Origin of the sequence: Gordonia shandongensis DSM 45094, from assembly GCF_000423025.1 — a bacterium.
Taxonomy (GTDB): Bacteria; Actinomycetota; Actinomycetes; order Mycobacteriales; family Mycobacteriaceae; genus Gordonia; species Gordonia shandongensis.
Genome location: NZ_AUHE01000001.1, coordinates 96,445 through 122,236 on the forward strand (window position 1 = coordinate 96,445; position 25,792 = coordinate 122,236).

The 25,792-nt window shown below is 69.6% G+C and carries 32 protein-coding genes; 10 read left to right on the forward strand and 22 right to left on the reverse strand.

Annotated elements, in window-relative coordinates; all coding sequences use genetic code 11:
• Positions 1-2: 2 nt before the first annotated feature.
• Genes rplV through rpsJ form a run of 7 tightly spaced genes read right to left on the reverse strand, consistent with a single transcriptional unit; the run spans position 3 to position 3,518 of the window.
• Complete coding sequence (gene rplV / locus G528_RS0100535) at positions 3-407, reverse strand: 50S ribosomal protein L22 (protein ID WP_026917258.1); 405 nt, start codon at positions 405-407, stop codon at positions 3-5.
• A 2-nt stretch (positions 408-409) separates the two neighbouring features.
• Positions 410-691, reverse strand: a complete 282-nt coding sequence (rpsS, locus tag G528_RS0100540) for a 30S ribosomal protein S19 (RefSeq protein WP_026917259.1) — start codon at positions 689-691, stop codon at positions 410-412.
• A 16-nt stretch (positions 692-707) separates the two neighbouring features.
• Entirely contained in the window at positions 708-1,544 is an 837-nt protein-coding gene (rplB, locus tag G528_RS0100545) for a 50S ribosomal protein L2 (RefSeq protein WP_026917260.1), read from the reverse strand.
• Positions 1,545-1,576: 32 nt separating this feature from the next.
• Positions 1,577-1,882, reverse strand: coding sequence for a 50S ribosomal protein L23 (gene rplW / locus G528_RS0100550; protein WP_026917261.1), 306 nt, complete (start codon positions 1,880-1,882; stop codon positions 1,577-1,579).
• Position 1,883: 1 nt separating this feature from the next.
• Entirely contained in the window at positions 1,884-2,543 is a 660-nt protein-coding gene (gene rplD / locus G528_RS0100555) for a 50S ribosomal protein L4 (protein WP_026917262.1), read from the reverse strand.
• Positions 2,540-3,196: a 50S ribosomal protein L3 gene (gene rplC / locus G528_RS0100560; protein WP_026917263.1), complete on the reverse strand. Its 657-nt coding sequence runs from the start codon at positions 3,194-3,196 to the stop codon at positions 2,540-2,542. The genes rplD and rplC overlap by 4 nt, the downstream gene beginning before the upstream one ends.
• A 16-nt stretch (positions 3,197-3,212) precedes the next feature.
• Positions 3,213-3,518, reverse strand: a complete 306-nt coding sequence (rpsJ, locus tag G528_RS0100565; protein WP_003938093.1) for a 30S ribosomal protein S10 — start codon at positions 3,516-3,518, stop codon at positions 3,213-3,215.
• 377 nt (positions 3,519-3,895) lie between these two features.
• On the opposite strand from rpsJ, the gene G528_RS0100570 reads away from it, so the two are divergent.
• The 5 genes from G528_RS0100570 to G528_RS15945 all read left to right on the forward strand — a co-directional run bounded on the left by G528_RS0100570 (position 3,896) and on the right by G528_RS15945 (position 8,203).
• On the forward strand, positions 3,896-4,375 hold the full coding sequence (locus G528_RS0100570; RefSeq protein WP_026917264.1) for a hotdog fold domain-containing protein: 480 nt from the start codon (positions 3,896-3,898) through the stop codon (positions 4,373-4,375).
• Positions 4,376-4,507: 132 nt separating this feature from the next.
• Positions 4,508-5,275 (forward strand): DsbA family protein, encoded by a 768-nt coding sequence (locus G528_RS0100575; protein ID WP_026917265.1) that lies wholly within the window; start codon positions 4,508-4,510, stop codon positions 5,273-5,275.
• Between the two features lie 72 nt (positions 5,276-5,347).
• Positions 5,348-6,016, forward strand: coding sequence for a vitamin K epoxide reductase family protein (locus G528_RS0100580; RefSeq protein ID WP_026917266.1), 669 nt, complete (start codon positions 5,348-5,350; stop codon positions 6,014-6,016).
• Positions 6,017-6,029: 13 nt separating this feature from the next.
• On the forward strand, positions 6,030-7,160 hold the full coding sequence (locus G528_RS0100585; RefSeq protein WP_156890310.1) for a hypothetical protein: 1,131 nt from the start codon (positions 6,030-6,032) through the stop codon (positions 7,158-7,160).
• On the forward strand, positions 7,157-8,203 hold the full coding sequence (locus tag G528_RS15945) for an alpha/beta hydrolase family protein (protein ID WP_169515204.1): 1,047 nt from the start codon (positions 7,157-7,159) through the stop codon (positions 8,201-8,203). The genes G528_RS0100585 and G528_RS15945 overlap by 4 nt, the downstream gene beginning before the upstream one ends.
• 81 nt (positions 8,204-8,284) lie before the next feature.
• Here G528_RS15945 and mftG read toward each other — a convergent pair whose 3' ends face one another.
• Genes mftG through mftE form a run of 3 tightly spaced genes read right to left on the reverse strand, consistent with a single transcriptional unit; the run spans position 8,285 to position 11,693 of the window.
• Positions 8,285-9,562, reverse strand: coding sequence for a mycofactocin system GMC family oxidoreductase MftG (mftG, locus tag G528_RS0100595; RefSeq protein WP_026917268.1), 1,278 nt, complete (start codon positions 9,560-9,562; stop codon positions 8,285-8,287).
• Positions 9,562-10,995: a mycofactocin biosynthesis glycosyltransferase MftF gene (mftF, locus tag G528_RS0100600; RefSeq protein WP_026917269.1), complete on the reverse strand. Its 1,434-nt coding sequence runs from the start codon at positions 10,993-10,995 to the stop codon at positions 9,562-9,564. Before mftF ends, mftG begins: the two co-directional genes overlap by 1 nt.
• A complete protein-coding gene (mftE, locus tag G528_RS18760) occupies positions 10,992-11,693 on the reverse strand; it encodes a mycofactocin biosynthesis peptidyl-dipeptidase MftE (protein ID WP_026917270.1) in 702 nt (233 codons plus the stop codon). Before mftE ends, mftF begins: the two co-directional genes overlap by 4 nt.
• A 186-nt stretch (positions 11,694-11,879) precedes the next feature.
• Here mftE and G528_RS0100610 point away from each other — a divergent pair, with 186 nt between their 5' ends.
• Together G528_RS0100610 and G528_RS0100615 are read left to right on the forward strand one after the other, a co-directional pair.
• Positions 11,880-12,992, forward strand: a complete 1,113-nt coding sequence (locus tag G528_RS0100610; RefSeq protein ID WP_026917271.1) for a CaiB/BaiF CoA transferase family protein — start codon at positions 11,880-11,882, stop codon at positions 12,990-12,992.
• 82 nt (positions 12,993-13,074) lie between these two features.
• Positions 13,075-13,875, forward strand: coding sequence for a mycofactocin-coupled SDR family oxidoreductase (locus tag G528_RS0100615; protein WP_026917272.1), 801 nt, complete (start codon positions 13,075-13,077; stop codon positions 13,873-13,875).
• A 7-nt stretch (positions 13,876-13,882) separates the two neighbouring features.
• On the opposite strand, the gene mftD is transcribed toward G528_RS0100615, so the two are convergent.
• From mftD to mftA, 4 genes are all read right to left on the reverse strand, one after another.
• Positions 13,883-15,100: a pre-mycofactocin synthase MftD gene (gene mftD, locus G528_RS0100620; RefSeq protein ID WP_026917273.1), complete on the reverse strand. Its 1,218-nt coding sequence runs from the start codon at positions 15,098-15,100 to the stop codon at positions 13,883-13,885.
• Positions 15,101-15,172: 72 nt separating this feature from the next.
• Entirely contained in the window at positions 15,173-16,405 is a 1,233-nt protein-coding gene (mftC, locus tag G528_RS0100625) for a mycofactocin radical SAM maturase (RefSeq protein ID WP_026917274.1), read from the reverse strand.
• A gap of 4 nt (positions 16,406-16,409) precedes the next feature.
• Complete coding sequence (gene mftB / locus G528_RS0100630; protein ID WP_026917275.1) at positions 16,410-16,751, reverse strand: mycofactocin biosynthesis chaperone MftB; 342 nt, start codon at positions 16,749-16,751, stop codon at positions 16,410-16,412.
• A complete protein-coding gene (gene mftA, locus G528_RS0100635) occupies positions 16,751-16,843 on the reverse strand; it encodes a mycofactocin precursor MftA (RefSeq protein ID WP_026917276.1) in 93 nt (30 codons plus the stop codon). Before mftA ends, mftB begins: the two co-directional genes overlap by 1 nt.
• A gap of 177 nt (positions 16,844-17,020) precedes the next feature.
• Between mftA and mftR the strand changes: the two genes are divergently transcribed.
• The 3 genes from mftR to G528_RS0100650 all read left to right on the forward strand — a co-directional run bounded on the left by mftR (position 17,021) and on the right by G528_RS0100650 (position 19,283).
• Positions 17,021-17,629: a mycofactocin system transcriptional regulator gene (gene mftR / locus G528_RS0100640; RefSeq protein WP_026917277.1), complete on the forward strand. Its 609-nt coding sequence runs from the start codon at positions 17,021-17,023 to the stop codon at positions 17,627-17,629.
• Positions 17,630-17,737: 108 nt separating this feature from the next.
• Positions 17,738-18,796, forward strand: a complete 1,059-nt coding sequence (locus tag G528_RS0100645; RefSeq protein WP_026917278.1) for a ferredoxin--NADP reductase — start codon at positions 17,738-17,740, stop codon at positions 18,794-18,796.
• Between the two features lie 25 nt (positions 18,797-18,821).
• Positions 18,822-19,283, forward strand: coding sequence for a DoxX family protein (locus G528_RS0100650; protein WP_026917279.1), 462 nt, complete (start codon positions 18,822-18,824; stop codon positions 19,281-19,283).
• Here the strand turns inward: G528_RS0100650 and G528_RS0100655 are convergent.
• The 8 genes from G528_RS0100655 to G528_RS0100690 form a co-directional block, all read right to left on the reverse strand.
• Positions 19,189-20,382 (reverse strand): NAD(P)/FAD-dependent oxidoreductase, encoded by a 1,194-nt coding sequence (locus G528_RS0100655; RefSeq protein ID WP_035718516.1) that lies wholly within the window; start codon positions 20,380-20,382, stop codon positions 19,189-19,191. The genes G528_RS0100650 and G528_RS0100655 overlap by 95 nt on opposite strands.
• Before the next feature lie 63 nt (positions 20,383-20,445).
• The gene (locus tag G528_RS15950) at positions 20,446-20,982 is read right to left on the reverse strand and encodes a hypothetical protein (RefSeq protein ID WP_156890311.1); all 537 of its coding nucleotides are present in this window, start codon (positions 20,980-20,982) and stop codon (positions 20,446-20,448) included.
• On the reverse strand, positions 20,979-21,629 hold the full coding sequence (locus G528_RS0100665; protein ID WP_026917281.1) for a hypothetical protein: 651 nt from the start codon (positions 21,627-21,629) through the stop codon (positions 20,979-20,981). Before G528_RS0100665 ends, G528_RS15950 begins: the two co-directional genes overlap by 4 nt.
• A complete protein-coding gene (locus G528_RS0100670) occupies positions 21,626-22,147 on the reverse strand; it encodes a hypothetical protein (RefSeq protein ID WP_051198153.1) in 522 nt (173 codons plus the stop codon). Before G528_RS0100670 ends, G528_RS0100665 begins: the two co-directional genes overlap by 4 nt.
• Positions 22,144-22,743, reverse strand: a complete 600-nt coding sequence (locus G528_RS0100675) for a hypothetical protein (RefSeq protein WP_026917283.1) — start codon at positions 22,741-22,743, stop codon at positions 22,144-22,146. The genes G528_RS0100670 and G528_RS0100675 overlap by 4 nt, the downstream gene beginning before the upstream one ends.
• A 24-nt stretch (positions 22,744-22,767) precedes the next feature.
• Positions 22,768-23,652 (reverse strand): SDR family oxidoreductase, encoded by an 885-nt coding sequence (locus tag G528_RS0100680; protein ID WP_026917284.1) that lies wholly within the window; start codon positions 23,650-23,652, stop codon positions 22,768-22,770.
• 127 nt (positions 23,653-23,779) lie between these two features.
• Positions 23,780-24,370, reverse strand: a complete 591-nt coding sequence (locus G528_RS0100685) for a TetR/AcrR family transcriptional regulator (protein ID WP_026917285.1) — start codon at positions 24,368-24,370, stop codon at positions 23,780-23,782.
• A 2-nt stretch (positions 24,371-24,372) separates the two neighbouring features.
• Positions 24,373-25,710: a cytochrome P450 gene (locus G528_RS0100690; protein WP_026917286.1), complete on the reverse strand. Its 1,338-nt coding sequence runs from the start codon at positions 25,708-25,710 to the stop codon at positions 24,373-24,375.
• Positions 25,711-25,792: the final 82 nt, after the last annotated feature.

The following is a 25,792-nucleotide window of genomic DNA, read 5'->3' on the forward strand; positions in this document are numbered from 1 at the left end:
TTTTAGGCTCCCTTCGTCTTCTTCTGCTGGCGACGCCGACCACCGGCCTCCGTAGCGGCCACGACCACGGTGATGTGGCTGGTGCGCTTGCGGATGCGGAAGGCACGTCCCTGGGCCCGCGGCTGGAACCGCTTCATGGTCGGGCCCTCGTTGGCGAACGCCTCCGACACGACGAGGGTCCGGCGATCGAGCCCGACGTTGTTCTCGGCGTTGGCGACCGCGCTGGCGATCACCTTGTACACGGGCTCGCTCGCCGACTGCGGTGCGAACCGCAGGATGTCGAGGGCCTCGTCGACGTTCTTGCCGCGAACGAGATCCAGGACGCGACGAGCCTTCATCGGCGAGACACGGACGAACCGTGCGGTCGCCTTGGCGCTCTGCACTGCGTTTTCAGTCTCAGTAGTCATGGTTACCGGCGCTTCGCTTTCCGGTCATCCTTGATGTGACCCTTGAACGTACGGGTGGGGGCGAACTCGCCCAGCTTGTGGCCCACCATCGACTCGGACACGAACACGGGCACGTGCTTGCGGCCGTCGTGGACCGCGAAGGTGTGACCGATGAAGTCGGGGATGATGGTCGAGCGGCGCGACCAGGTCTTGATGACCTGCTTGGTGCCCTTCTCGTTCTGCACATCCACCTTCTTCAGGAGGTGGTCGTCGACGAACGGGCCCTTCTTCAGGCTGCGTGGCATTTTTTACCTCCTCCTATTATCGCTTGTTCTTGCCGGTGCGACGGCGACGGACGATCATCTTGTCGCTGGCCTTGTTCTTACGGGTGCGGCCTTCCAGCTGACCCCACGGGCTGACCGGGTGACGACCACCGGAGGTCTTGCCCTCGCCACCGCCGTGCGGGTGGTCGACCGGGTTCATCACGACACCGCGGACTGTCGGGCGCTTGCCCTTCCAGCGCATGCGGCCGGCCTTGCCCCAGTTGATGTTCGCCTGCTCGGCGTTGCCGACGTCACCGACGGTGGCGCGGCAGCGCACGTCGACGCGGCGGATCTCGCCGGACGGCATGCGCAGGGACGCGTACGGCCCCTCCTTGCCGAGCAGCTGGATCGAGGCGCCGGCACTGCGAGCCATCTTGGCGCCGCCGCCCGGACGCAGCTCCACGCAGTGCACGTGGGTGCCGGTCGGGATGTTGCGCAGCGGCAGGTTGTTGCCGGGCTTGATGTCCGCGTTCGGACCGCTCTCGACGACGTCGCCCTGCTTCATACCCTTGGGGGCGATGATGTAGCGCTTCTCGCCGTCCACGTAGTGCAGCAGCGCGATGCGGGCGGTGCGGTTCGGGTCGTACTCGATGTGTGCGACCTTGGCGTTGATGCCGTCCTTGTCGTTACGACGGAAGTCGATCAGACGGTATGCGCGCTTGTGGCCGCCGCCCTTGTGCCGGGTGGTGATCCGGCCGTGAGCGTTGCGGCCGCCGTGTCCGTGCAGCGGACGCACCAGCGACTTCTCGGGGTGCGACCGGGTGACCTCGGAGAAGTCCGCACCGCTCGACCCGCGACGACCCGGGGTCGTCGGCTTGTACTTACGAATTGCCATGAGTCTTAGTCCCTACTCTTCTTCGCGGGCGGTCAGGAGACCGCGCCCCCGAAGATCTCGATGGGCTTACTGTCAGCGGACAGCGTCACGATGGCGCGCTTGGTGTCCTTGCGCTTGCCGTAGCCGTAGCGGGTGCGCTTGCGCTTGCCCTGCCGGTTGGCGGTGTTGACGCTGGTGACCTTCACATCGAAGATCGCTTCGATCGCGATCTTGATCTGAGTCTTGTTCGAATCCGGGTGCACCAGGAAGGTGTACACGCCGTCTTCGATGAGCCCGTAAGCCTTCTCCGAGATCACCGGCGCCAGGATGATGTCACGCGGGTCTGCCTGCGTAGCCATCTCAGGCCTCCTTCTTGGTGTTCTGCTCGATGAAGGCGTTCAGGGTCTCGACGCTGAACACGATTTCATCGGAGTAGAGGACGTCGTAGGTGTTGAGCTGATCCGGTGCGATCGCCGCGACGTTCGACAGGTTCGCCACGCTCTTCCATCCGGTCACGTCCTCGCGGGACAGCACGACCAGGAACTTCTTCCGGTCGCTGATCTGCTCGAGGAAGGTGCGCGCCGACTTGGTCGACGGGGTCTGACCCGCGACCAGCTCGGTGACGACGTGGATCCGCTCGTTGCGAGCGCGGTCCGACAGCGCACCGCGCAGGGCGGCGGCCTTCATCTTCTTGTTCGTCCGCTGCGAGTAGTCGCGCGGCTGCGGACCGTGAACGGTACCGCCGCCGACGAACTGCGGTGCACGGATCGAACCCTGACGTGCGCGACCGGTGCCCTTCTGGCGGTACGGCTTGGCGCCGCCGCCGGCGACCTCGCCGCGGGTCTTGGTCGAGTGCGTGCCCTGACGTGCGGCGGCCTGCTGCGCGACGACGACCTGGTGCATCAGCGCGATGTTCGCGGTGACGTCGAAGAGGTCGGCCGGCAGATCGACGGTGCCGTCGGTGGACCCGTCGGCCTTGCGGACGTCGAGAGTCAGCTTGGTTGTGGTCTCGGTGCTCACTTGTTGCCACCCTTCACTGCGTCGCGGACCACCACGATGCCGCCCTTGCGGCCGGGGATCGCGCCCTTGATCAACAGCAGTCCGGCTTCGGCGTCCACCTTGTGGACGGTCAGGTTCTGCGTGGTCACCTTGTCGGAGCCCATGCGTCCGGCCATGCGCATGCCCTTGAACACGCGACCCGGGGTGGCGCAGCCACCGATCGAACCCGGCGAGCGGTGCACGCGGTGCGCGCCGTGCGTGGCGTTCGCGCCGGCGAAGCCGTGCCGCTTCATGACACCGGCGAAGCCCTTGCCCTTGGAGGTGCCGGTGACGTCGACCTTCGCGCCGTCGGCGAAGATGTCGGCGCCCAGCTCCTGGCCGACCTCGAACTCGTCCACGTCGTTGACGCGGATCTCGGTGAGGTGGCGGCGCGGGGTCACACCGGCCTTGGCGAACTGGCCGGTCACCGGCTTGTTCACCTTGCGGGGGTCGACGGCGCCGTACGCGAGCTGAACGGCCGTGTAGCCGTCACGGTCTGCGGTACGCAGCTGGGTGACGACGTTCGATCCGGTCGCGATGACGGTCACCGGGACGACCCGGTTGTTCTCGTCGAAAACCTGGGTCATGCCGAGCTTGGTGCCCAGGATGCCCTTGGTCGCATTCTGCTTGCTCATTGTTTCCAATCCCCCGTCACTGAATGTTGACGTCGACGCTGGCCGGAAGGTCGATGCGCATCAGCGCGTCGACCGTCTTCGGCGTCGGGTCGAGGATGTCGATGAGTCGCTTGTGCGTGCGCATCTCGAAGTGTTCGCGGCTGTCCTTGTACTTGTGCGGCGAACGGATGACGCAGTACACGTTCTTTTCGGTGGGCAACGGCACCGGGCCGACCACGCGCGCACCCGTGCGGGTCACGGTCTCCACGATCTTGCGCGCCGAAGCGTCGATCGCCTCGTGGTCGTAGGCCTTGAGCCTGATGCGGATCTTCTGTCCCGCCACGCTGTGTCCTCTTCCGTCTGTTATCTCTCGACAGCACAACACCGCGTGACTCCACACCCGCGGCAATGACTCGCGGGCGGCAACTGAGGCCACATGACCACGCCTTGACATATGGCGGATCGACGCTGTTCTACTGTCGTTGTACGGTGCCGAATTCGCATTCGGCCGTCGGCTTCCGCCGACCTCGCCTCCGGTACCCGCGGTCGGGCGTGTCTGTCCGGCTTCCGCCCTGAGGCGTTTCCGCGTTACATGCCCGGGTCCGCGCTGAACGGCCCTGGAAGTTCGTCTGCCCCGCTTGGAGGCAACCCGAACAGTATGCAGCACCGCGTCGTCGGACACAAATCCCGGCACCATCGCGCAACGGCTACGATCGGAGAATGACTGATACCGCGAGTCCCACCTACGCGCTGCGGCGCAGGCTGCCGTCGGGGCGCCTCGGCGACGTCCTGTTCTCCCTCGGGATGGTCGCCCGCGTCCCCTACTTCGGGACGATCATGCCGCTCGTCGAGGAGATGACGCCCGGCTACTGCCGAGTGAGCGCGCCCAAATGGTTCGGCGTGCACAACCACATCGGGACATTCCACGCGATCGCGGCGTGCAATCTCGCCGAGACCGCGATGGGCATGCTCATGGAGGCGACGGTGCCCGCAAGCCACCGGTGGATCCCGAAAGGCATGAACACCCGGTACCTCACCAAGGCCACGACGCGCCTGACCGCGCACGCCGAACTGGCCGAACCGGTCGACTTCGCAGCGATCACCGAGGGCGCCGACGTGGTCATCGCGATCCGGATCCTCGACACCGCCGGGACCGAGGTCGTCCACTGCGACATCACCGCCTGGGTCACACCTGCCTGACGACGGTCCCCGATCCGGAGGATCTGTCATGAGTTTCTCAGGGAGGTACCAGTAGTCTGCTCGTTAGTATGTGATCCGCGCGCCTCGGACGGCGGATCCACCAGGTGAGTGACCAACGGAGGATGAGAGCTCGTGGCCCAGAAGAACCGGACCGTCGTGGATCCCCGGAACGCCGAGCGGCGCAACGCTCTGCTGTTCAAGATCGGCACCGGCGTGGTGCTGATCATCCTGATCGCCGCGATCACGGTGTGGCTCGTGGTGAAGAACAACAACAAGCCGGGCGATCCCAACGCGGTCAGCGGCGACGCCGTGCCCACCGTGGTCCAGCCCGACGGGTCGATCCGCCTCACCGGCGCCCCCAAGGGCGCCGAACCCAAGGCCGTCATCACCATCGTCGAGGATTTCCAGTGCCCGGCGTGCAACTCCTACGAGCAGACGATGGGCCAGACGATCACCAAGCTGGCCGAGCGGCCCGACGTCGCCGTCGACTACCGGACCGTCGCATTCCTCGACCGGAACTTCAAGAACTACTACTCGGCGAACACCATGAACGCATCGCTGTGCGTCGCGGAGAAGACCGGGCGGGACGGCGACATGTCGACGTGGAAGAAGTTCCACGACTCGCTGTTCGCCAACCAGGTCGAAGAGGGCAGCGACGGCCTGTCCAACGAGACGCTGATCGAGCTGGCCGAGGACGCCGGAGCCGGTGACATCTCATCGTGCGTCACCGACCGCAGCTACGGCGACTGGATCGCTCAGCAGAGCGACAAGATCATGGGCGACTCCGAGTTCCAGGGCACGCCGTGGGTCAAGCTCAACGGCAAGACCATCGACGGCGATGAGCGCAACACGCCGCAGGGCCTCGAGAGCGCCGTGAACGCGGCCGTCGCGGGACAGTGAGTCCCCGGGGCAGCGGAACCGGGCAGTAGAACCGAACACGGGTAGAACCCTGAAGACGGCGGGAGCACAGTGATGTCGGACGAGCAGACGACGACCACCGACGTCGTGCCGGAGTCCGGCTCGCGGCCCGAGGCGGGCCCCGAGTCGGGACCGGCGGGGGCCGGATTCTTCTCGGCACTGCGTCCGACATCCGTTCCGACGGCCTGGGTGCTGCTGATCTGCGGCATCGCCGGGATGGCGGCGTCGGTGGCGCTGACCATCGACCGCATCGAGATCCTGAAGGATCCGTCCTACCGGCCGGCGTGCAGCATCAACCCGATCATCTCGTGCGGGTCGGTGATGGTGACCGAACAGGGCGCCTTCCTCGGATTCCCGAATCCACTGCTGGGGCTCCCCGCCTTCGCGGTCGTCATCGTCACCGCCGTCTTCTCGGTGGCGCGCTTCGAGCTGCCCCGGTGGTACTGGACCGGGCAGGCGGTGGTCGCGGCACTGGGCCAGGTGTTCGTCGGATACCTGATCGTCCAGAGTCTCTACCGGATCCACGCGCTGTGCCCGTACTGCATGGTGGTGTGGACTCTGATGCCCGTGGTGCTGATCCTCAGCATCTCCCGCGCGTTGCCCGACTCGGCGCGCGGCCGGTCGATCCGCGAGTGGCTGTGGGTGGCGCTGCCGCTCTACTACGTGATCGTGATCGCGATGATCACCCTCGAGTTCTGGTCCTACTGGAAGACCCTCCTGTAAAGGACGGCACATCATGATCCGTCGACTGCCCCGATTCCGTCTGTCGGCGATGATCGCCGGCCTCGTCGCGATCGTCGTCGCGGTCGCCGCCACGGTGTGGCTGGTCGTCGGCGCCGACGACGACGGCGACGACGCCCCGGCGACGGCCGCGGACGTGCTCACCGCCGCCGCGGAGAAGGCCTCGGCGCGCACCGACTCGGAGACCGCGTATCTGCGCACCGAGACGACGCGCCCGTACGAGTCCGACGGCATGCGGTACTCGATCACCGAGGTCCGCACCGTCCGTGTCGACATGCAGATCTCGGCGGTCACCACCGTCGAGGACTCGCCCCCGTCGTTCTCGTCGCCCGACGACTGGCGCGCGTGGCAGGCCGCGGGCGCCCCGAAGCTCCCCGGGACGCCCGATCCCGTCGACGACTCCGAGCAGTCCGCCACGGCGATGATCGCCGGGACCGCGGTCCCACTGGCCGACGCCGCCGAATCGCTCGACCGGAAGCCCGCGGACCTGGTCGGGGTCCTCGCCGACAGCGATCCCGACCGCGACCCCTTCACCGGCGGTGTCCGGCTGCTGCTCACCCCCGGCCTGCCGTCGTCGGCGCAGGCGTCGATACTGCGGGCTCTCGCGACGATCCCCGACACCGGTGTCCGGAGCATGGAACGCGAACGGGTCACCCCGGACGGGCCCGTGTCGGCCACGGTCCATCAACTGTCACGTCCGGGTGGTCTGCGGGTGGCGATCGACGATCGCACCGGCTATCTGGCCTCGGTGCACGGACTCGACGACGCCGACATCACGGTCGGGGCGTCGGGGTACGCGAACTGCATCGGCGTCGAGGGGCCCGGTGGTCCGGCGACCGTCTACGTCGGCTGCGCGACCGGCGCCTTCGTCGTCCACGACATCGCCTGGGACGAGACGTGGGGCGGCCCCACGGCGAACGGTGTGGCCACCGCCTCCGTCAGGGACTGCACCCGGAGCTGTGCCGAGGGGGACTCCGGCGAGTACCCGGTGACCCTGGAGATGGGACGCCAGCGCGAATGCGGCTACAACCTGTACCTCTACACCCGTTTGACCATTCGGTTCACCGGCGCCGTGCCGCCCGGCTACCAGCGGACCGAGACCGACGACTACGCATGCGGGTCGTGAGCGGTCGCCGCCCCGCGACGGGAGTGCGGGCGCCGGCACGCGTCGGCGCCCTGCTGCTCACCGTCGTCCTCATCGTCACCGGATGCTCGGCGACCGACACGCCACCGGGCACACCCGCAGCGCCGTCGCAGTCGGGGTCCGCGCAGTCGGGGTCGGCGCAGTCGGCGTCGCAGTCGGGGCCGAGCATTTCCGCGCTCAGACCGGGCAGCGTGACCCCCATCCGCTACCCGGTCCGCGGGGGCGGCGATCCCGACCAGAACTACGGCGTGCTGCATCTGCCGCGGCTCCCCGGATGGAACAGCGGCGGCGTGCGCCCGCACAGCGTCCCGGTGGTGGCGATCATCCACGGCGGCGGCTGGCTCGACACCATCGGTGCGGGCACCTTCGAGCGGCTGGCCCGCGACCTCGCCTCGTCGGGTGTCGCGGTCTGGAACATCGAGTACCGGCGCGTGGGCAGCGGCGGCGGCTGGCCGACGACGTTCTCGGACGTGGCGAGCGCCGTCGACTTCGTGGCCGAACTCGGGCGACGCGTCCCGCAGCTCGACACCGGGAACGTGACCGCGATGGGGCATTCGGCGGGCGGGCAGCTCGCAGCGTTCACCGCGGCACGGCAGACCATCCCGCCGCACGGGCCCGGCCCGGACCCGATCATCGTGCCGCGCACGGTGATCGCGCTGGCCGCCTCGCTCGACATGGTGCAGACGGCGTCGACGACCGGTAACTCGATCAAGGTCCTCGGCGGCCCTCCGACGGCGCAGCCGGACCGCTACCGCGCGGTGAATCCGATTCAGCGGCTCAACCCGCGCGTCCCGATGATCCTGGTCCACGCCCGCAACGACCGCACCGTGCGATACCGCGTCTCGGAGGACTTCGCCGCGGCCCTGCGCCGCGCCGGCGGCCGGGTGACGCTGCGACCCCTGGCTCGAGGCGGGCACGCCGGGCCCGTCTCGGGGGCGTACGGGTGGGACCGTGTCCGGCCGCTGATCGTCGCCGCCGCACTCGGCGGATACCGGGCGGCCGTCGCGAGTCCCTGGCATTCATGACACAACAGCAGGCATGACCCGACAGCAGGCATGACCCGACAGCCGTTATGACCGGCCGGCATCCGTGACGCCCGTACCCCGTCAGCCCGCGGCGATGCGGTCGGCGACCAGGGACGCGACGGCCACGATGGTGGCGTGCGGGCCGGCGTGCAGGGGGCCCGGCAGAACGGAGCCGTCGGCCACGTGCAGCCCGTCGATCCCGGGGACCGCACCGGCCGCGTCGGTCGCGACCCCGGCCGGCAGCGTCCCCCAGGCGTGGGACGAGAGCCCCGTCATCGCGTCGACGCGGATCGACCCGGGCCGCACGAGGTCGGCGAACGCCGGCGACGCCAGCATCTCGACGACCGCCGCGACACCGCGTCCGATGCGCTCGGCGGACTCGTCGTCGGGCACGCCGAGGTCCACTCGCAGGCCGGCGGGCGATGCACGGACCGACCCGGTCGTGGCCGCGCCGAGATCGGCGACGCCAACCGGGACTCCCGTCGGCGCGACGCCGTCGATGAAGGCCGCGAAATCGTCGCCGTAACAACGGAGTTCGAGGCCGTCGGCGGTGTGGACGACCGACTGCAGCAGCGCGGGCGCGGTGATCGCGCGGCGCGGCTCGAACCGGACGAGGTGCTCGGGGTGCTCGCGGATCGCCAGCGTGCCGAGGATCGGTGTCAGCAGGGCCGCCGTGCCCAGGGCGCCCGCCGTGAGCACCACCCTGCCGGCGCGCAGCGTCCCCGCAGACGTGCGGACGCCCGTGACGCGGTCGCCGCGCATCTCCAGCCCGACGACCGCGGCGTCTCCGTGGACGCGCACCGAGCGGCGAGGGCGGCCGAGGTATGCCCGGTCGGCGGTCATCCGGTGTCCGGCGACGCGGTTGCTGCGTACCCGGTTGAGCCCCACCGCCGTCCACGGGCCTTCGGCCGCCCGCCCTCGCGGCGCCCAGTGGGCGTCGAATGCGCGGGCCACGGTGCCCAGCTCGGCGTCGGCGAACGCCGAGACCCGCATCATCCGCTCCGCCGCGGTGAAGGCGTCGGCGACCGCCTCGGCGGGCCACGGCCACCCGCGGTAGTCGGCTCGGTGGCCGCGCAGGAAGTAGCCGCCGTTGACCGCGGAGGACCCGCCGATCCCCCGACCCCGCACCACGTCGCGGCCCCGCTCGTCGCGATACCGGACGACCCGCGTCGACCCCGGTCCGACGGGGAGCGCCCGCAGTGATGTGACCGCCGACGGCGGCGGCGTCGCGGGGCCCGCGTCGAGGAGGAGCACGGTGCCCTCCCGGGCGAGCCGGTCGGCCACGACGCATCCCGCACTGCCCGCCCCGACGACGATCACGTCCGCGAACGGACCGGTGGCGAACGGATCGGGCGACATCAGCGCACGATGACGGGACGCAGCGCCGCCGGATCGCGATGTGCGACCACGCCCTGCCAGAGTCCGAGCCCGTAGGCGAAGTCGTCGAGCCGACGCATCACCGAGTACCCGACCGGCTCCATCGGCGGGGTGCCGGGGTCGACCGCGCGGTCGACCAGCCACGTCACGGCGGCCTCGGCGACCGCCGCGGTCAGGACCCAGCGGCGGAAGCGACGGGAGACGAGCAGTGCGACGACGGTCGCCGGCCAGTAGTGACGCAGGACCGCCGACCACACCTGGAGGATCCCGTAGCCGAGCGCGCGGACGGTGTTCCGCGCGGCGATGAGGTCCCCCGCGGGGACCCCGCGGAGGGGACGGCGGATGCGGCTGAAGATCCACCCCGACAGAAGGGTTCCGACGAGCGCGCCGAGCCGGGTCCGCGACAGCAGCGCCACCACCGCGGCGGCCAGCGGTAGGCTCGTCATCACCGGTGCGGCGAGTCCGGGGTGGCGACGGGCGAGTTCGGCGGCCCCGGTCCCGTAGAACCGTCGACGGTCGAGCAGCGCTCGCAGCGACCGCCGATGATCGTGTCCCACGCGGGCGAGCGGGTCGTACCGCACCCGCCACCCGGCGGCATCGGTCCGCCAACACAGGTCGACGTCTTCGGCCACCCGCAGCGACTCGTCGAAGCGGCCGAATCCGCTGCGTCGCACCACCATCGCCGCGCTGGGCACATAGGCGATCGGAGTTCCGGGCCGGACCGGCCCCTCCCGGACCCCCATGTCGAGCGATGAGAAGCGGTCGGCGTACGCGGCGACCGGTCGCAGGGCCCCGGGCCTCGCATCGGCCGGATCGACGGGGTCGGCCAGACCCACGATGCGCGGCGCCACGATCGCGACGGCGGGGTCGGCGAAGTGGCCGAGCAGGATGGTGAGCCATTCCGGTTCGGGGACGGTGTCCGAGTCGAGGAATGCGACGACCTCGGTGTCGGCGGCGTCGAATCCCGCGTTGCGGGCGGCCGCGGGGCCGCGGTTGCGCTCCAGGCGCAGCACGCGGCATCGACCGTCGGTGTCGGCGACGGTGATCGGGGTCGGTGAGGCGTCGTCCACGACGATCACGCGCACTCCGGTGAGCGCGGCGACGAGCCGGTCGACACCCGCCTGATCGTCGTACACCGGGACGACCACGGTCACGTCGGATTCGTGCGGCCCCGACATCGGCCGCGGGTGCGCGATCCCGGCGTCGAGGAGGGTGCGGGCCAGGCTGCGGGTGCCGGCGTCGCACACCTCGATGCGACCGTCGGCCGACGTCATTCCGAGCGCGGCGTCCGACAACCTCATCACCCGCAGGGGCGATCCGCCGACGAGGTTGCGCAGGTCGCCGCGGCGGACACAGCGATGATCGATCTGGACCTGGAACCCGACGGGCAGATCGGTCGTCTCCGGACCGGTCACCGGAGCCTCCCGTCGTCGGCGACCGTCCAGGCGAGCAACGATTGCCGCAACCGGGCCACCAGAGTGTCGAGGTGCGCTCGGCCGGTGTCGGCGGACGCCGCGGTCGGATCGCCGAGCACCCCGGAGGGCGCGACCGCCGCCACCCCGCCCGCACGGAGTTCGTCGAGCAGTTCCGCGACGGGTGCCGTGTTCCCCGGCGCCAGGAGGTCGGTCCGGACGTCGTCGGGCGACAGCGCCAACAGGACGCTCGTCTCGGTGGCGCCGGCGTGCGCATCGGCGGACGGGAAGGTGCACGGGAACCACGCCGCGTCCCGGCCCTCGTAGCGGAGGAGTGCGACGGCGTCGGCCAGGGGACGCGCGTTGCCTCCGTGCGCGTTGACGAAGACGATCCGTCCCGCCCAGCGCATGGCGCTGCGTCCGAACTCCACGAGCAGGTGGTGCAACGCGTCGGTCCCGATCGAGATGGTGCCGGGAAAGCCCTCGTGCTCGCCCGAGGCGCCGTAGGCGATCGCGGGGGCCGCCAGTACCGCGGCGTCGGCGGCGGCACGGCGCACCACCTCGGTCGCGATGCGGGCGTCGGTGTCGAGAGGCAGGTGCGGGCCGTGCTGTTCGACGGCGCCGACGGGCACGACGACGGTCGGGGACTCCCCGACCAGATCCGGCCATGCCCGGGACGCCACATCGCTCGCCGGTCTCATTCGCCTCACGTTACCGAGCCGGCGTCGTCGTTCGGAACAGTTGGGCCCGAAGTCGATCCGGCCACATCGGCCGACCCGAACCATGCATCACTCCAGTGGCCTCCTGTCGCGTGTGTATGGTTACCGGCAGAGAGTGACACAGAGCACGATATATGTGTCTAACGACCCGCGATCGGAGTTGCGCCCATGAGTTCTCCCACCCGTCGACCCTCGGGACGGTCCGGCCCCCTCGCCGACGTCCGCGTGATCGAATTCGCCGGCATCGGTCCCGGACCGCACGCCGCCATGCTGCTGGCCGACCTCGGCGCCGACGTGCTGCGGATCCAGCGGCCCGGCGAGCTCACCGCCGACGGCCGGACCGCCGATGCGCTGCTGCGCGGTCGCCGCATCGTGGAGGCCAACCTGAAGAACCCGGCCGACCGGGAGACCATCCTGGCGCTCGTCGCCAAGGCCGACGTGGTGATCGAGGGCTTCCGCCCCGGTGTCATGGAGCGCCTCGGTTTCGGCCCCGACGACCTGCACGCCGTCAACCCGTCGCTGGTGTACGGCCGGATGACCGGGTGGGGGCAGGACGGTCCGCGTTCCGCGCTGGCCGGCCACGACATGAACTACATCTCGCTGACCGGGATGCTGCACGCCATCGGTCGCGCCGATGAGAAGCCCACCCCGCCGCTGAACCTCGTCGGCGACTTCGGCGGCGGCTCGATGTTCCTCGTCATGGGGGTCCTGGCCGCACTCGTCGAGCGCGCCTCGTCCGGCAAGGGCGATGTCATCGACGCCGCGATGGTCGACGGCGCCTCGGCGCTCGGCCAGATGATGTGGGCCTTCCGCGGCACCGGGCTCTGGCAGGACCGTCGCGGCGTCAATCTGCTCGACACGGGCGCCCCGTACTACGAGGTCTACGAGACCTCCGACGGCAAGTGGATGGCCGTCGGTGCGATCGAGCCGCAGTTCTACGCCGAGCTCATCTCGGGGCTGGGCCTGGACCCGGAGTCCCTGCCGCACCAGAACGACTTCTCGAAGTGGGGCGAACTCAAGGCGATCTTCACCGAGACCTTCAAGACCAAGACCCGCGACGAGTGGGCCGAGATCTTCGACGGGACCGACGCGTGCACGTCGCCGATCCTCGACTTCACCGAGGCACCGGCCGATCCGCATCTCGCCGCCCGCGGCACGCTGGTGGAGATCGACGGTGTGATGCAGGCGCAGGTGGCGCCTCGCTTCTCTCGGTCGGCGACGCAGACGCCGACCGGTCCGGCCCGCGAGGCCACCGATCCCGCCGCGGTCTGGCAGGACTGAGAGGTCGCCCGGCAGCGACCCCGACCGCGAATTAGAACGTGTTACAGTTGCCGCGTCATACCGACGAGGAGAGGCAACGAGCATGGGGCAGTTCGACGGTCAGGTCGTCTACATCACCGGCATCGCACGAGGCCAGGGCCGTAACCACGCCCTGCGATTCGCACGCGAGGGCGCGGCGGTCATCGGCATGGACATCGCCGCGCCCGTCGCCGACCACATGACCTATCCGCCGTCGACGCCCGACGACTTCGACGAGACCGTCCGTCTCGTCGAAGAGGCGGGCGGCGCCATCCTGGCGCGCCGCGGCGACACCCGCGACCTCGCTTTCCAGCAGGAGCTCATCGCCGAGGGCACGGCGCGCTTCGGTCGACTCGACCACGTGGTCGCGAACGCCGGCATCCTCACCTGGGGCCTCACCTGGGAACTCTCCGAGGAACAGTTCTCCGACGTCGTCGACGTCAACCTCGTCGGCACCTGGAAGACCCTCAAGGCCGCCATCCCGGCGATGCTCGAAGCGGGCAACGGCGGGAGCATCACGGTGATCTCATCGGTCGCCGGACTCAAGGCGATGCCCGTGCAGGCGTCGTACTCGGCCTCCAAATTCGGCCTGCGCGGTCTGGCCCAGACCGCCGCCAAGGAACTGGGACCGCGCAGGATCCGCGTGAACACCGTGCACCCGTACGCCGTCCACACCCCGATGGGCCTCGAAGACACCTCCGCGATGAAGGCCTTCGAGGACTACGGGATGCACTTCCCGTCGCTGCTCGGCCACTACCCCGTCGCCTCCCTCGACGACCTGTCGGACGCGGTCCTCTACCTCGCGACCGCCAAGTCCGTCACCGGCGCCGAGTTCCAGATCGACATGGGCCACTCGAAGGTCTGAACCGCCGCTACGCGCCGAAGACCTGCTCGAATCCGTCGGGGATGATCAGATCTTCGCGCGAGAGGTCCGCGACGTCGGCCCGCCCGAGCCCCATCATGGTCGAGTCGACGCCCATCTGCATGAGGTCGAGGACGTTCTCCACGCCGGCCTGACCGTTGGCCGCGAGTCCCCACAGGTACGCGCGGCCGATCATCACCGCCTTGGCGCCGAGTGCGAGCGCCTTGACCACGTCGCTGCCCCGACGGATGCCGCCGTCGAGCAGCACGTCCAGATCCCGGCCGACGGCGTCGGCGATCGGTCCCAGCACACGGATCGTGGCCGGGGTGCCGTCGAGGTTGTTGCCGCCGTGGTTCGAGACCGAGATGGCCGTGGCCCCGATGTCGACCGCGCGCTTGGCGTCGTCGAGCCGGGTGATGCCCTTGACCATGAACTCGCCGTCCCACTGCTCGCGCAGCCACTGCAGGTCCTCCCACGTCGGCGGAGGCGTGTTCATCCACTGACCGTAGGCGCCGAAGAAGGTCGGCCCCTGCTGACCGCGATCGACGAGGTTGGGTGCCGACAGATCCGGGATCTGCACCCGGCCGTCGCGGATCCAGTCGAGGGCGTACCGCGGCCGGACCGCGATCTCCGGCGCCAGTTTGGCCAACGCCCGCAGATCGACCTTCTCCGGGATGTCCGGCGACCCCCAGTCGCGGCCGACGTTGAACACCCAGTCGGTCGTGACGATGAGCCCCTTGCAGCCGGCCTCACGCGCACGCTGGGCGCGCTCCAGGATCTCCTCGCGGTCACCGAGCCAGTAGATCTGGAAGAACACCTTGTCGTTGACGGCGGTGACCTCTTCGACGGGCCGGCTCGCGAAGCTCGACAGGCCCATCGCCGTCCCGCGCGCCGCAGCGGCCCGGGAGACCGCCACCTCGCCGTCGGGGTCGACGGCCTGCACGCCGGTCGGCGAGATCATCACCGGGAACGGCAGGTCCTGCCCCATCACCCGCGTCGAGAGGTTGCGCTCGGGCTTCACGCCGACGACGTGCGGCGCGAACCCCAGCTCCGAGAAGGCGTCGATGTTGTCACTGAGCGTCACGCCGCCCTGGGTTCCGGCGACCAGCGACGAGTACACCGACTTCGGCAGCCGCTTGCGCGCACGCCGCTGCGCTTCGAGCACGGTCTCGAACCACGGATTACGGCGCCACGGGTTCTTCTCCATCACCTCGGAGAATTTGGACATGGGAGCATCTCTCTTCGTCGAACAGTCAGGGTTGTCGAACAGTAAGGGTTGTCGAACAGCGGGGTCGAACGGTCAGGGGGTGAACCCGGCGAGCGGGTTCTCATCGCAGTCGCGCGAGGGCGGCCGGGTCATCAGCGTCAGCGGTACGCCCCGCGAATGATCCTTGTTGGCCGTCGGCATGGTCCGTTCACCGGCGAGGAGTTCCTCGCCGTAGCCCTGCACGCACTCCGGGTCCGGTCCGTCGAGCGGGAGCCCGGTGAAGAACTTGGCCGCCATGCACCCGCCGCGGCAGGCGTCGAAGTGCGCGCAGCTGCTGCACGCACCGGCGCTCTGCGGCTCACGCAGATCGGTGAACAGCTCCGAGTTCTGCCAGATCTCCTGGAAGCCGCCGCCGGTCGTGACGTTGCCCGCCAGGAAGTTCTCGTGGATCGCGAACGGGCAGGCGTAGACGTCGCCGACCGGGTCGATCAGACACACCACGCGACCCGCGCCGCACAGATTGAGCCCGGGCAGCGATCCACCGGCCTCACCGAACGCCGACAGGTGGAAGAACGAGTCGCCGGTGAGCACACGATCGCCGTGCGCCACGAGCCAGTCGTACAGCTCGCGCTGCTGCTCCGGAAGCGGATGCAGATCGTCCCAGACGTCGGCCCCGCGACCCGAGGGGCGCAGTCGGGTGATGCGCAGGGTGGCGCCGAAGCCGTCGGCCAGCGCTTTGAACTCGTCGAGCTGCGAGACGTTGTGGCGGGTCACGACGACGCTGATCTTGGCATCGGTGAAACCGGCGTTCTTCAGGTTCTCCAGGGCGCGGACCGCCATGTCGAACGAACCGGGACCGCGCACCGCGTCGTTGACCTCGGCGGTCGCTCCGTCGAGCGAGATCTGCACGTCCACGTAATCCGACGCGGCGAGTCGCTGCGCCACCTGCTCGTCGATCCGCAGACCGTTGGTGGAGAACTTGACGCCCACCTGGTGGTCGGTGGCGTAGTCGACGAGCTCCCAGAAGTCCGGTCGCACCGTCGGTTCGCCGCCGCCGATGTTCACGTAGAACACCTGCATGCGCTGCAACTCGTCGATGATGGCCTTGCACTGCTCGGTCGACAGCTCGCGGGGGTCGCGTTTGCCCGAGCTCGACAGACAGTGCACGCACGCCAGGTTGCAGGCGTAGGTCAGCTCCCAGGTGAGGCAGATCGGCGCGTCGAGGCCGCGCTCGAACTGGTCGACGAGGCGCCCGACCTTCAGCGGCGGGGTGGTCGATGGCATACCGAGATCCTCGGTGGCGGGCCGGGTTTCCAGGGTGGTCACAGAATCACTCCGATGTCGGGGACGGCTGGTCGTCGACCGGGACGATCATCCCGGAGGCGCTCAGCGATGCGAGCGCCTGGAGGTACGGGGGACGGTCGGCGTCGGCGATCCCGGTGGCCGCCAGCGCATCGTCCGCGCTGCGATGGTCGGCGAGGGAGCGCACGAGATCGACGACGACGAGGTTCTTCAGGAACGAGAGCTTGCGAGTTCCGAAGTGGTACAGGAGGGCGCCGAACGGCTCGGGCCGCAGTGCGACCTTGGGGTTGAGCCGCCATGCGCGTGCGGTGTCGAAGGCCTTGCTTCCGGCGGCCGAGCCGCCGGAAGCAAGGGGTGATGCCGTCGCCATCAGTAGACGCCGCACATTCCGTCGATGGACACTTCCTCCACCAGCGACTCAGCCACCAGATCCTGCTGAGTCGAATCAGCCTGCTCGGCCATATGAACCAACCTCCTTCACGGGTACTGATGTGGTTCGGTTCACACCATAATGGCACCGGGTGCATAATCACCAGTGGTTCAGTGAAATCGATCTCCCGTACCATCGATGACCGGCGATTACGTCCCGGCGATCACATCGAGAACGGCGCCGGGAGGTCACGACACGAGGGGGCGAAGATGTCCAGAGCCGCACGCGGCGGGGTGCTGAGCGGACGTCCGGCCGCGACGACTCGCGGCCGGCTGAGCAGCATCGCCATCGATCTGTTCACCGAGCACGGCTTCGACGAGACCAGCGTCGACGACATCGCCGCGGCGGCGGGGATCGCCCGCCGGACCCTCTTTCGCTACTACCCCTCCAAGAACTCCCTGCCGTGGGGTGAGTTCGACGAGCATCTCGACGGCCTGCGGGACCTGTTGCGCGCCAGCGCCGACGCTCCGCTCGGCCGCCAACTGCGCGACGCCCTGATCGCATTCAACACCGTCGGGGAGGCCGAGGTCACCGAGCATCGGCGCCGGATGACACTCCTGCTCGGGGTCCCCGCCCTGCAGGCGCACTCGATGCTCATGTACGCCGACTGGCGACAGGTGATCGCCGAGCACTGCGCCGCCCGACTGGGGTCGACCCCGGAGTCGCACACCCCGCAGACGATCGCGTGGATGACGCTCGGCGTGGCCCTGGCCGCCTACGAGCAGTGGCTCCACGAACCCGACGCCGACCTCACGGACCTGATCGGCGCCGGCGGCGACATCCTGATCGCGGGCGTGTCGTCGCTGACGGCGGGGTGATCCGGGCGCCGGCGCCTGTGCCACACTCGATGGCGCTGCTACCCTGATGTAGAACACGTTCTAGTTTGTCCGGCTTCGCGCCGGCCCGATTGCACAGAGAGTCACCGGATGACTGAGCTGACCCCGCACAGCACGCGAAGCGCGATCCTGACCGTCGCCGAGGTGATCGACGAGACCGCCGACGCGCGTTCCATCGTCTTCGACATCCCCGAACTCCATTCGGACAAGTTCGCCGACTACCTCCCCGGACAGTTCCTCACCCTCCGCATCCCCAGCGACCGGACCGGTTCGGTGGCACGGTGCTACTCGCTCTCGTCGGCGCCCCGCCACGATGCGCGCCCCAAGGTCACGGTCAAGCGCACCCCCGACGGCTACGGCTCCAACTGGATCTGCGACAACCTCGCCGCCGGCACCCTCATCGAGGCGCTGCCGCCGTCGGGTCAGTTCACGCCCGCGAACATCCACGCCCCACTGCTGCTCATCGCCGCCGGGTCGGGTGTCACCCCCGTGATGTCGATCCTCAAACACGCGCTGGCCGACGGCACCGGCCCGGTGACCTTCTTCTACGCCAACCGCAGCGAGACCGAGGTGATCTTCGCCGAGGAGCTCCGGACCCTGCAGGCCAAGCACCCCGGCCGCCTCACGCTCGTCCACTGGCTGGAGTCGGTGCAGGGCCTGCCGACCGCGCGGACCCTTGCGACCTTCTTCGCGCCGATGGCGCGGACGCACAGCGCCTACGTGTGCGGTCCCGGCCCCTTCATGGACGCCGTCCACGAAGGCCTCGCCAAGGCGAAGTTCGAGCACCGCGACGTGCACACCGAGATCTACAACTCGCTCTCCGGCGATCCGTTCGAGGACATCGAGCTCGAGGAGGTCTCCGAGGAGGAGGCCGCCGCGGCCGCCGAGGTCGAGGTGGAACTCGACGGAGAGACCCACACGCTCAGCTGGCCTCGCTCGCGCACTCTCGTCGACATCATGCTCGCCGCCGGCCTCGACGCCCCGTACTCCTGCCAGGAGGGCGAGTGCGGCTCGTGCGCCTGCACCCTGGTCGAGGGCTCGGTCGACATGGCGGTCACCGGTGCCCTCGATCCCGACGACATCGAAGACGGCTACATCCTGGGCTGCCAGGCCACGCCGACTTCGGACAACCTCAAGATCGAGTTCTGATCCGCCGGGGACCTAGACTGACGGCATGTCGAACGACCGCCTCGCCCGCGTCCTGTCCCTGATCCTGTTGGTCCCCGGAGTCCTGCACTTCGTCGCCCCCAAGCCGTTCGACTCGATCGTGCCCGACGAACTGCCCGGTGAGCCGCGCGCATGGACCCACGCGTCCGGCGCCGCCGAGATCGCCCTCGGCGCCGCGGTGCTGGCACCGCGGACCCGCCGCCGCGCCGCAGGCCTCGCCGCCGCCCTGTTCGTCGCGGTCTTCCCCGCCAACGTCAACATGATCCGACTCTGGGTGAACCAGAGCGCGGCCATGAAATGGCTCGCGTGGGGGCGCCTGCCACTGCAGATCCCCCTGATCGGCCTGGCGCTCGCCGTCCGCCGCGGGGCGCCGATCAGTCCAGGAGCGTCGAGATCGGGGTCGGCGACACCAGGTACTGGCGCGCCTTCATCAGTCTGCCGACGCGGCCGGCGCCGACCACCCCGGTGAGCAGTCCCTCGCGCGAGTAGTACGCGAGGAACTTGCGCCCGTCGTCGTCGACCACGTGGACCTCGTCGTCGGCGCGCGGCGACCCGAGCATCTGAAACTTGAGGCCGTACTGGTCACTCCAGAAGTACGGAACCACCTGGTGGGTGATCGCGTGCTCGAGGAGATGCGCCGCCGTCAGCGCCGCATGGTCGACGGTGTGGGTCCAGTGTTCGACGCGGTGCGGGGTCCCGTCGGCGTCGTGCCAGTTGGCGCAGTCGCCCACCGCGTAGACGTCGGGCACGGACGTGCGCCCCACACCGTCGCAGGCCACGCCGCCTCCCGATGCGCGGTCGGCGATCTCGATCCCCGATCCCGCCAGGTAGTCGAGGTCGGGGTAGCCGCCGATGCCGGCCACCACCAGATCGGCCGCCACGCGCGACCCGTCGGACAGGGCCACCCCCGACGCGCGGCCGTCCGCGACGAGCACCTCGTCGACACCGACGCCGACACGCAGATCGACGCCCGCCTCGCGATGGCGTCGCGTCACCATCTCGCTGACGGTGACGCCGAGCGCTGCGGACAACGGTGCGGGCGTCGGCTCGATCAGCGTGACGGGGACCCCGAGCGAATGCAGGCTCGCCGTGACCTCGCAACCGATGAAACCCGCGCCGATCACCGCGACACGGGACGCCGAGCCGATCGCGTCGCGCAGCGCCAGCGCGTCGTCGACGGTGCGGATCACGTGCACTCCGGCGACCCCGTCGGTGCCCGGGAAGCGACGGGCGACGAGACCGGTGGCGAGCACCAGCGTCCCGTACTCGATGCGCTCGATGCCGGCGCCGGACTCGACGGTGACGGTGTGCGTCCCCGGATCGACCGCCGTCACCCGCGTGGACGTCCGCAGGTCGATGTCCGCGTCCGCGAAGAAGTCGGCCGGCTTCAGGTCCACCCGCTCATCGACCCCGGTGAGCACGGTCTTCGACAGCGGCGGCCGATCGTACGGCGGATGGGGTTCGGCACCGAGCATCGTCACCGGCCCCGCATGTCCGCCGTTGCGGAGATTCTCCGCCAGCCGCACGCCCCCGAGTCCAGCCCCCACGATCACCACCGGTGACTTCATCACACCTCGTCAATCTCGATCTCGTCGCGATCGATCGCAATCTCGTTGCGACCGACCGCAATCTCATTGCGGCGAAACGGATTCGAGCCGTTCCAATCGCCAGCCGTCATCGAATTCAACCATCGTCGCCCACCGCGCGACACCGGTTCGGGAAGGTCGGTCGCGCAACTGGCCCACCGTCACCTCCTGGTCGACGAACATCAGCACGCGGACTCGCCCGTCATGGGCGGACTCCGGCGCCGCACCGGTGACCGTCGCCGTCATCGCGATCCGCGACGCCGTCGCCTCGGGGAAGACGACGTCGGCGCCGCGACTCGCGTAGTCGGCCGCCAGCGTCCCGGTGAGCCGCCGCTCCACGGCCGCACGGTCGGCCGCCGAGTCGTCGGGCGCAAACGTCATGACGGCGGTCACCGCGTCGATCGCGGCCGCGGTGGCCTCCGGATGCCGCGGGGCCGGCTCGTCACGCAGGGCCCGGCCGACGAGCACGCCGGCCACCGCCACCACCGCGGCCACCAGCACCACCGCGACCCAGCCGAGCTGCCGGCGCCGATCGCGCCGCACCTGGTCCGACCACCGCCGGCCCCAACGCGCCCCGATCACGACACGGCCTCCGCCCTGTTCACGAGCCACCTGCCGTCGCGGTCGACCATCGTCACGGTCAGCCCGACCCGGTTGCCCCGCGCCTCGCCGCCGACCAGTTCGGGCCGGCTGGCCTGGACGACGAGGAGCACCGTCACCTCCCCGTCCGTGGCCGCCCCGCCCGTCGCCGCCCCCGCATCGACGCCGGGTTCGTCGACGATCGCCGACGACAGGATCCGCCCCGACATCCGGCTCGGCTGACCGGCGACGAAGTCGCGGAGGTCGGCGGCCGTGCGGTCGACCCGCGAACGCTGGTCTCCGGTGGTCACCGCGCGCACCGTCCGCACGTACTCGTCGGGGTGCGCGGGATCGGCGGTGAGCATCACGGTGACGGCCTCGTCCGCGGCACGGCGGGCGGCGTCCGCTCGGGCGGCGGCCTCCACCGATGACGAACCGCTGCTCTGCGCCCAGCCCGCGACGCCCGCCATCACCGCCGCGGCGATCACCGCGGCGAGGACGGCCAGTCGCACGCCGGCCGCACGCCGCCGGGAACGGCGTCGCGCTGCGGGTCCGGCGGCCACCCGCGCCCGTTCCTCCTCGGCGACCGCGGCGGCATACTCCTCACGCGCCAGCGTCAGCCGTCGCGAGGCCCCAGCGGGATCGGTCACTGCAACTCCTCCACTCCACTCAACAGCCAGCGGTCACCCGGCCGTACGAAGCTCGCCTGCACCGACTTCATCTCGGTCTGCACGTGCCCGGACCGGGAGGTGACGGCGGCCCGCACCACCATGAGCACCTCGCCCGCGCTGTCATCGGCCCAGATCACCGCGACGTGCTCGGGCACCCAGCTGATCGCCCCCACGCCCGACGGCGGCGGCGAGGCGAGAGCTCGGCTCGACGACTTCGACAGCGGCGGCGCCACCTTCTCGCGAGCCTTGCGGCGGTCGTACTCCCACGATCGCGCATCCACCGAGAAGACGTCGGTGACGATCTGTCCGGCCCGATCGTGGAGGCTCGAGCGGGCGTCGGCGTCGCCGATCTCCGCGGTTCGATCACCGAGCGCCACGATGCACCACGACAGGGCCGCGGCCACGATGCCGATCGCGACGACCACCCGGACCGCGACGCCGAGGCGCCCCATCGGTCGCTCGAGGTGCGCGACGACGCGCTGCGCGACCCCGCTCATCCGACGAGCACCAGCCCGGCGACCTTCAGCTCGCCGTCCTCGGGGACCACCGTCACCCGCAGACGCAGCTGCTGGACCGGTTCGGAGTCACGGTCGCCGTCGGCGGTACGGACCTGCACGCTGGCCGCGACGAGGACCTGGGCGCCCCGCAACGACCGGCCGGCCACCGCGGCGCCGTCGATCTCGCCGTCGCCCTCGGCGCCCGACTGCCGGATGTACTCGGTGTAGGCGTCGGCCGACTGCGCGAACGAGTCGCGGAAGGGTCCGGTCGCGCGGGACAGGATCCGCTGCGCGCGGTCCGGGTCGTCGGCATCGGCGGTCACGAGCAGTTCGACCTCCTGCGTCGCCGCCCGCAGGTAGTCGTCATCGCTGTGACGGTCGGGCGCCGAGGCCGCGAACCAGACGGCCCACGCGGCGGTGCCCACCAGCGCTGCGGCGATCACCACCGCGACGGTCGTGGTCCGACGCGACATGGTCGGACGCAGCCCTTCGGCGGCTTCGGCGTCGCGGACGCGATCGCGCGCGCGCCGGACCTCTCGGCGTGCACGGCGCCAGCGCGCCAGGTCGCTCCGCGGAGTCGAGTCTCGTTCACCCACGCGTCCGACCCTAATGTCTTGCGCTCAGCTCTGGCCGATCCTCGAGGAGTACGCGGCCCGCGACTTCGCATCGGGATTCAGGAAGATGCGGCCCGACCCGGTCCCGCGGAGGATCGCGCGTTTCACCGGTCTCGGCAGGATCGGGTAGACGTTGACCCAGCCCATCGTCCGCGGCGCCGCGACCCGGAGACGCCCGGTGGAGCGCGAGTCGGCGATCGACGCGATCACCTCGCGGGCGACGACATCGGTGTCGACCGAGGTGACCATCGCATTGGTCGCGAGCCCGTCGATGAGTCCGGTGTTGGTGAACGTCGGCAGCACGGTGCACACCCGCACCCCGCGGTCCTCGAGTTCGGAGTCGAGCGCTTCGGAGAACTCGATGACGCCGGCCTTCGCCGCGTTGTAGACCGTCAGACCCGGTGTCGGGAGCCGTCCGGCCACCGACGCGATGTTGACGATCCGCCCGTGGCCGCGGTCGGTCATCCGGCGCGCCGCCGCGCGGCTCCCGAGGATCACCCCCAGCAGGTCGATCTCGATCGTCGAGCGGATGAGCGATTCCCGGTAGTCGAGGAACGGTCCGACCGGCATGATCCCGGCATTGTTGACCAGGACGTCGACCGGACCGACACGCTCCTCGACGGCATCGAGGAAGCTCTCGAACGATGCGCCGTCGGTGACGTCGAGGGGCAGGCCCTCCACGCCGAGGTCGGCCGCGGACTTCTCGACGGCGTCGACGTCGATGTCGCCGATCGCCACGCGGGCGCCCGCGGCGAGGAGTTCGGAGGCGACCTCGAAGCCGATGCCGCGCGCGCCGCCCGTGATGGCAACGACGCGACCGGTCAGGGACGCCCGGAGGCGTTCGTTGCGCCGTCGGGCGCGAGCGTTCAGGACGGGGGTGAGCAGGGACATGGTTGGGGACTCCCGGGGTGGTAGGTGGGCTGGACTGCCGCGATCACGGCAGACGGGGCCACCGAGAACAGGGGTTTCAGTGAAGCTGGGCGGTCAGTGAAGCTGGGCGGTCAGTGAAGCTGGGCGGTCAGTGAATCATGGGGGCGAGGAACTTCTCGGCGAACCGTCGGACGGCCGCGGGACTCTGCCGGTCCGGATCCGACGACGGCGTCTCCATGTACGAGATGACGAGCCGGACGTGGATCTCGACGGCCTCGTGCAGGTCGTCGTCGTCCATCACCGCACCGGCGACGCGCAGCGTCGCCGCGATCCGCGCCGTCACCATCTCGATGAACAACGAGCTCACCGATGCCGTGAGGTCGCGGACGGCGTGGTCCTCGAGCACCATCCGGCGCAGCAGTGGATCGGTGTGAACGATGTCGGCGCCGACCGCGAACGCCTCCACCACGGCCGCCGCGGGCGGCAGCCCGGCGATGACGTCCTCGATCCGGCGCATCGTGGTCTCGAAGGTGTCGTGCGCGACGGCGACGAACAGCGTGTCCTTGTTCGGAAATCGTCGGTAGAGGGTCGACCGGCTCACGCCCGCCCGGCCGGCGACCTCGTCCATCGACGTGCGCCGGACCCCGACCTCGGTGAACTCGGCGGCCGCGGCCGCCAGGATGTCACGCTCCTGTTCGCCGACCGACGCCGTGATCCGCGCTTTGCGTACGGCGGGCACGACTACCGGCGACGCATCGTGACCGGCAGCCGATCCTTGGGCACCGGCAGCGCACTGTAGTCCATCGGCATCCGGTAGTCGTCGGGGACCGACCACTCGTACGTCCGCAGCAGGTGATGCAGGATCGTCTTGATCTCCATCTGCGCGAAGTACAGGCCGATGCACTTGTGGACGCCGCCGCCGAAGGGCATCCACGCCATCCGGTGTCCCTTGTCCTCGGCGCGGTCGGGCGAGAAGCGTTCGGGGTCGAAGACGTCCGGATGGGTGTAGTACTCGGCGTCACGATGATTCGCGAGCTGCGGCACCACGACGAAGGTGCCCTCGGGGATGTAGTAGCCCTGCACCTGGGTGTCCTTGATCGCCATCCGCGGCTGCGCCGGGACCGGCGGACACATGCGCAGCGACTCCTTCATGATGACGTCGATGACGTCAAGCTTCCCGAGGTCCTCGTACGTCAGGTTCTCGTCGAACTCGAACGCCTGGGCCCGGGCCTTCTCCTGCCATTCGGGATGCTTGGCCATGTGGTACGCCATCTGCGTCATGGTGATGGTCGACGTGTCGTGCGCCGCCATGAGGACGAAGATCATGTGGTTGACGACGTCCTCGTCGGTGAACGTGTGCCCGTCGTCGCTCTCGGCGTGGCAGAGCACGGAGAACAGGTCGGGTGTCTGCGTCGCGCGCTTGGCGGGGATGTGCTCGTAGAAGAAGTCCTCGAGGATCTTGCGCGACCGCAGACCCTTCCACCAGCGTCCGCCGGGGACGGGCTTGCGGACGAAGGCCACCCCGGCACGGACCGTCTCGATGAACGCCTTGTTGAGACGATCGGCCTCGTGTTTGGGGAGTTCGATGCCGAGGAACACCTCGAGCGCGACGTCGAGGGTGAGCTGCTTGAACTCACTGAGCATCCGGACCCGCCCCGTCGGGAAGGCCGCGATGCGCTCGGCGACCATCGGCTGCAACTCGTCCATGTACCCGGTCAGCACCTTCGGGGTGAACGCCTGCTGCAGGATGTGCCGGTGATGTCGGTGCTCTTCGAAGTCCAGGAGCATGATGCCGCGGTTGAAGAACGGGCCGATGAAGTAGCTCCAGGCCGGAGCGTTGGCGAACGCGCGGTCCTTGTTCATCAGGATCTCGTTGGCGGCGTCGGGGCCGGACGCTGTCACCATCTTGATCCCGAACGCGCTCAGGGCCGAGACCCTGCCGAATTCGACCCGCTTGGCCTCGGCGAAGGCGAACGGGTCGCGACGCATCGAGAGGATCTCGAGGACACCGTTCTTCGTGCTGAGCGGTACGGCCCGCAGATCACTGCCCGCCTCCGGCTGGGCGAATGTGGCAACCATCGTTCCTCCTCGGTGACACCGCACCTCCTGTGATGCGGACAACACCTTGATTGGAACAAACTATTTGATCTGTGTCTAGAGT